Here is a 5,501-nt window from a genome sequence, read left to right as displayed (position 1 = left end):
GAGTTCGACCGTGGCCTTGCCGTGGTCCACATGCAGGACCTGCAACGCCTGCTGCGAATGGGCGATGGCGTGACCGGCGTGCGCCTGAAGCTGCACGACATGGATGCCGCATTCGACGTGGGCCGCGCCTTGCAGGCGAAGCTGCAGGGGCCGTACCGGGTCAGCGACTGGACGCAGGACAACGCGAATCTCTTCCACGCATTGAAGATGGAAAAGACGGTGATGGCGATCCTGCTGTCGCTGATTATCGCGATGGGCGCGTTCAACCTGGTGTCGTCGCAGGTGATGCTGGTCACCGACAAGCAGGCGGACATCGCCATCCTGCGTACGCTGGGCCTGACGCCGGGGCAGGTGATGCAGGTGTTCATGGTGCAGGGCAGCCTGATCGGCATCATCGGCACCGTGCTGGGCGTGATCGGTGGCATCGTGCTCACGCTGAACCTGGAGCGCATCCTGGAATTGATCGAACGCCTGCTTGGCGTGCAACTGCTGCCAAGCGACGTGTATTACATCACCGGCCTGCCCACCGACATGCAGGCGGGCGATGTCATCACCATCGCCTGCGTGGCGCTGGTCATGGCCTTCCTCGCCACCATCTATCCGGCATGGCGCGCGGCGCGCACCGCGCCGGCGGAGGCGCTGCGCTATGAGTGAGCCGATGCGCGATGAAGTGATCCGTGCCGAAAAACTCGGCAAGACCTATGCCGAAGGCAGCCTGCACACGCGGGTGTTCGACGGGCTGGATTTCAGCGTGCGCGCGGGCGAAACCGTGGCGATCCTCGGCGCGTCCGGCGCGGGCAAGAGCACGCTGTTGCATCTGCTTGGCGGTCTGGATGTGTCGACCTCGGGCGAGGTGTTCGTCGCCGGGCAGCAGATGAGCATGCTGTCCGATGCCGCGCGCGGCCGCCTGCGCAATGCCTCGCTCGGTTTCGTCTATCAGTTCCACCACCTGCTGCCGGAGTTCACCGCGCTTGAGAACGTGATGATGCCGGTGCTGCTGGCCGGCAGGCCCACCGCCGAAGCGGCGCAGCGTGCGCAGGCGCTGCTGGAATCGGTGGGCTTGGGGCATCGCCTGCAACACAAGCCGGGCGAATTGTCCGGCGGCGAGCGCCAGCGTGCGGCGGTGGCGCGTGCGCTGGTCAACAAGCCGGCCTGCGTGCTGGGTGACGAACCCACCGGCAACCTCGATGAAAAAACCGCGGCGACGGTGTTCGCGCAGATGCTGGAACTCAACCGCGCGCATGGCACCAGTCTGGTGCTGGTGACCCACGACCGCCGCCTTGCGCGCAGGCTGGACCGGGTACTGGAGCTGCACGAAGGCAGGCTGCGGGAGTTGGCAGCGGCTGACGTTTGAGCTGAAAAACTTCTTCTAATCCTTTACTCGTCATTCCGGCGAAAGCCGGAATCCAGCTTTTCGGGAAGTTGCAGGAAGCAAGAACTGGATTCCGGCTTTCGCCGGAATGACGGCATCATCCATATTCCGCGTCGGAAAACCCTGACCCCGGAACGCGCCTTGCACTGATCGTTTCACCGGATCGCCGCCGCCATGCTGCGCGCATGGCCGTTGCTTTTCCGATTCCACATCTTTCTGCGCGCACAGCTTCCGCGCCTGCGTTGTTCGGCCCCGGCTGCGCGGCGCTGCTGCTTGCCGGTGTGGCCGGTTGTTTGTTGTTGCCTGCGCTGCCGCCGCGTTGGTTGCTGCTTGCGGTGTTGCTTGCCGCGTTCGCGGCCTTGTGGCGAGCGGGCCGGCTGCGCTGGCTGGGCGCGCTGCTGTTCGGCCTCGCGTTTGCCGGACTGCATGCCGATGCCGCGCTGTGCGCGCAATTGCCGCTGGAACTGGAGCGCAGGCCGCTGATGGTGCAAGGGCGCATCGCCGAATTGCCGCAGCATGAAGTGCGCCGCACGCGCTTTGATTTCGTGGTTGAAGACACGCTGGAACAGCCGCAGGCACTGCGTGGAAAGCGCCTGCGGCTGGCCTGGTATCAGGACGACCCCGCACCGCGCGCCGCCTTGCAGGCAGGCAGCCGCTGGGAATTGCCGGTGCTGCTGCGCGCGCCGCGCGGGCTGCGCAACCCCGGTGTCGGCGATGGCGAAAGGCAGGCGCTGGCCGCGCGCATCGCCGCCAATGGACACATCGCGGAACCCGTGCTGGCATGGCGGTTGGGTGCGCCACGGGGCATCGACGCATGGCGCGAGCGCATGAGCGCACGTATCGCTCGCGTGGTGCCGGCATCGTCATCGCGCTATGTGCGGGCATTGGCGCTGGGCGATACCCGCGCGCTGGACGAACAGGACTGGGCGCGGCTGCGTGCCGCCGGCCTCACGCATCTGATCGCGATTTCCGGCTTCCATGTAGGCCTGGTGTCGGGGTTCTTTGCCTTGCTGGTGGCCGGCCTGTGGTGGGCGATGCCGGGCTTGTGCCGCTGGTTGCCGCGCCCGTTCGCTGCCGGCCTTGGCGCGATTGCCGGTGCCTTTCTGTATGCGGCGCTGACCGGCTTTGCCGTGCCCACCGTGCGCACGGCGGTGATGATCGCGGTGCTGGTGGCCGCGCGCTGCCTGCGCCGTCGCCAGCGCATGGCCGACACGCTGGCGCTGGGCTGCATCGTGCTGTTGCTGCTGGATCCGCTGGCAGTGCTGGGTGCCGGCTTCTGGCTGAGCTTCGCGGGCGTGGCGTGGCTGCTGTGGAGCCTGCCCGCCGATCAAGGTGCGCGGCGCTGGGCGATGGCGCGGGATTTCGTGGCCGCGCAGGCCGTGGCGACGCTGGGGCTGCTGCCCTTGACCGTGCTGCTGTTCGGGCAGGCGTCCTTCGCCGGGCCGCTTGCGAATCTGGTGGCGGTGCCGTGGTGGAGTCTGGTGGTGATCCCGCTGGCCTTGCTGGGCGTGCTGGCCGAAACCCTGCATGCCGGCTTCGGCCAGTGGCTCTGGCAGGCGTCGGCGTGGTGCTTTGACCTGCCGTGGCTGGCGCTGGTGCGCGTCGCCGACAGTCCTCTGGCGATGGCCTGGCTGCCGGAGCCGCGCTGGTATGCGCTGCCGTTGGCGCTGGTCTCCGCGTTCTGGCTGCTGCTGCCGCGCGGCCTGCCGGGCAAGCCGCTGGCGCTCTTGCTGTGGCTGCCATTGCTGTGCCCGCCGCGTGAATTGCCTGAGCAGGGCGAAGCCGAGTTGACCGTGATCGACGTGGGGCAGGGCTTGGCGGTGCTGGTGCGCACTGCAAATCATGCGCTGCTGTACGACATGGGGCCGGCGCTGCCGGACGGGTTCGATGCCGGCGAGCGTGCGGTGCTGCCAGCGCTGCGCGGGATGGGCGTGTCTCAACTTTCTGCCGCCGTCATCAGCCATGGCGACAACGACCATGCCGGCGGCTGGCCTGCAGTGGCGCGGGAGATGCCAGTGGCCGCGCTGCTTGCGCCCGCAGGCAGCACCGTACCCGGCATCGCCCAATGCCGCGCTGGGCAGATGTGGCAATGGGATGGCGTGCGCTTCCGCGTGCTGCATCCCGGCCCGCATTTTCCGTATCTGGGCAACGAGGCCAGTTGCGTGCTGCGCGTGGAAACCGCATACGGCAGTGCGCTATTGACCGGCGACATCGGCCATTACGTGGAACGCGGCCTGCTACGCGATGCCCGCAGCCTGCTGCGCAGCGACGTGGTGCTGGTGCCGCATCATGGCAGCGCGGGCTCTTCCGATGCAGATTTCGTGCGCGCCACCGGCGCACGCTTGGCGCTGGTTTCGTCCGGGGCGGGCAACCGTTTCCGCCATCCGCGTCTGGAGGTGGTGCAACGCTGGTGCGATGCCGGTGCGGAAGTGCTGGATACCGCGCAGTCGGGCGCGTTGCGGGTGTGGCTGGGGCGGGCTGGCTTGCAGTTGCGTGAGCGGCGCAGGGCGCAGCCGCGCCTGTGGGATGCAGTGCGCAGGCGTGCCACACGGCTGTCCGAAGATGGGGCTGGGCTATGCTACGCGCCGGAGAGACAACGGCCATGAGGGCCGGAGGATGTGCGTGTGCTGGAACTCATCAAGGCGGGCGGCTGGCCCATGATCCCGCTGCTGCTGCTGTCTGCTGTGGCGCTGGCGATCATCGTCGAACGCTTCTGGACACTTCGCCGCGACAAGGTGATGCCGCCAGGGCTGGGCGATGAGGTGCTGGCCTGGGTCGCGCGCGGCAAACCGCTGGAGCCGGCGCATGTCGATTCCCTGCGCGCCACCTCGCCGCTGGGCGCGTTGCTGGCCGCCGAACTGGACGTGCGCCAGCGCAGCCGCGAGGCGATCCGCGAGCGCGTCGAAGACGTGGGCCGCCACCTCGTCCACCGGATGGAGCGCTTCCTCAACACGCTGGGCACCATCGCTGCCGCCGGCCCGTTGCTGGGCCTGTTCGGTACCGTGGTCGGCATGATCGAAATGTTCCTTGGCATCCTCGACCACGGCATCGGTGATGCCAACCAGCTTGCCGGCGGCATCGGCAAGGCGCTGATCTGCACCGCCACCGGCATGGTGGTGGCGATTCCGGCGCTGGCGTTTCATCGTTATTTCCGTGGCCGTATCGCCGGTTACATCGTCGATATGGAGCACGAGGCCATGCGCCTGATGGACGTGCTGCACACCGAGCCTGCTTCCACGTCGAAGCAGGACTGAGGGCGGCGCATGCGCATCCGCGACCATCGCGAGGACGACATCCCCGAGATCAATCTGGTGCCGCTGATCGACGTGCTGCTGTGCCTGCTGATCTTCTTCGTGGTCACCACCACCTTCGATGCGCGTTCGGTGCTGAAGCTGGAACTGCCGCGCGCCGACGGCCAGCCGGCGGATCCGCAGGCGCGCCCGCTCAGCCTGCTCATCAATGCGCAGGGGCGTTATTTCGTCGGTGACCGCGAAGTGCTGCGCACCGACGTGGAATCGCTGAAGCGCACGCTGGCCGAAGTCGCCGGCGATGACCGCGAGCGCACCGTGCTGATCCGTGCCGATGCGCGCACGCCATGGCAGGCGGTCGTCACCGCCTATGAAGCATTGGGGCAGTTGGGCTTCCGCCGTGTCGCCAATGCCACCACGCAATCAGCGCAGGCAAAAGGCGAGGGCCAGTGAGCGGCAGCGTGACCTCACCTTCGGCGATCTACCGGCGTCTGCTGGGGCTGGCCCGCCCGTATCGCGCCGTGCTGCTGGTGGCGTTGGTCGGGCTGGTGCTGGAAGGCGCGGCGGCGGGCGCGTTCGGCCTGCTGACCAAGCCCATGGTCGATGAAACCTTCGTCGCCCGGAACCAGGACTATGGCCTGCTGCTGCCGCTGGCGATCATCGGCATCTTCGTGCTGCGTGGCATTGCCGGCTATCTGACCGATCTGTACATGGCCAAGGCCGCGCGCGGCATCGCCCGCGACATGCGGGTGGGCGCGATGGACAAGTACCTGCGCCTGCCGGGGCTGCGGCTGGATGCCGAGCCGGTGCCGTCGATGCTGGTGCGGCTTGGTTCCGACAGCGATCAGGTCTCGCAGGCTGCCATCGATGCCGCCAAGGTG

Annotated in this window: 5 protein-coding genes and 1 pseudogene; all 6 read left to right on the top strand. The window is 67.7% G+C overall.

All coding sequences use genetic code 11. The features are described from left to right. On the top strand, positions 1–654 hold a 654-nt coding region (locus QM612_RS00425), incomplete at its 5' end, for an FtsX-like permease family protein (protein ID WP_415251924.1). Further along, complete coding sequence (gene lolD / locus QM612_RS00420) at positions 647–1,354, top strand: lipoprotein-releasing ABC transporter ATP-binding protein LolD (protein WP_415251923.1); 708 nt, start codon at positions 647–649, stop codon at positions 1,352–1,354. The genes QM612_RS00425 and lolD, both read left to right, overlap by 8 nt. 203 nt (positions 1,355–1,557) lie before the next feature. After that, positions 1,558–4,103: pseudogene (locus QM612_RS00415) on the top strand (DNA internalization-related competence protein ComEC/Rec2); the annotation flags it as partial. Continuing rightward, positions 3,997–4,626: a MotA/TolQ/ExbB proton channel family protein gene (locus QM612_RS00410; RefSeq protein ID WP_415251922.1), complete on the top strand. Its 630-nt coding sequence runs from the start codon at positions 3,997–3,999 to the stop codon at positions 4,624–4,626. The pseudogene QM612_RS00415 and the gene QM612_RS00410, both read left to right, overlap by 107 nt. A 9-nt stretch (positions 4,627–4,635) precedes the next feature. Continuing rightward, positions 4,636–5,073 carry an ExbD/TolR family protein gene (locus QM612_RS00405; RefSeq protein ID WP_415251921.1) on the top strand — a complete coding sequence of 146 codons (438 nt, stop codon included), beginning with the start codon at positions 4,636–4,638 and terminating at the stop codon, positions 5,071–5,073. An 8-nt stretch (positions 5,074–5,081) separates the two neighbouring features. Beyond that, on the top strand, positions 5,082–5,501 hold a 420-nt coding region (locus QM612_RS00400; protein WP_415251920.1), incomplete at its 3' end, for an ABC transporter transmembrane domain-containing protein.

Source organism: Thermomonas sp., assembly GCF_047606765.1.
Taxonomy (GTDB): Bacteria; Pseudomonadota; Gammaproteobacteria; order Xanthomonadales; family Xanthomonadaceae; genus Thermomonas.
This window is presented reverse-complemented; position numbering and strand designations above follow the sequence as displayed.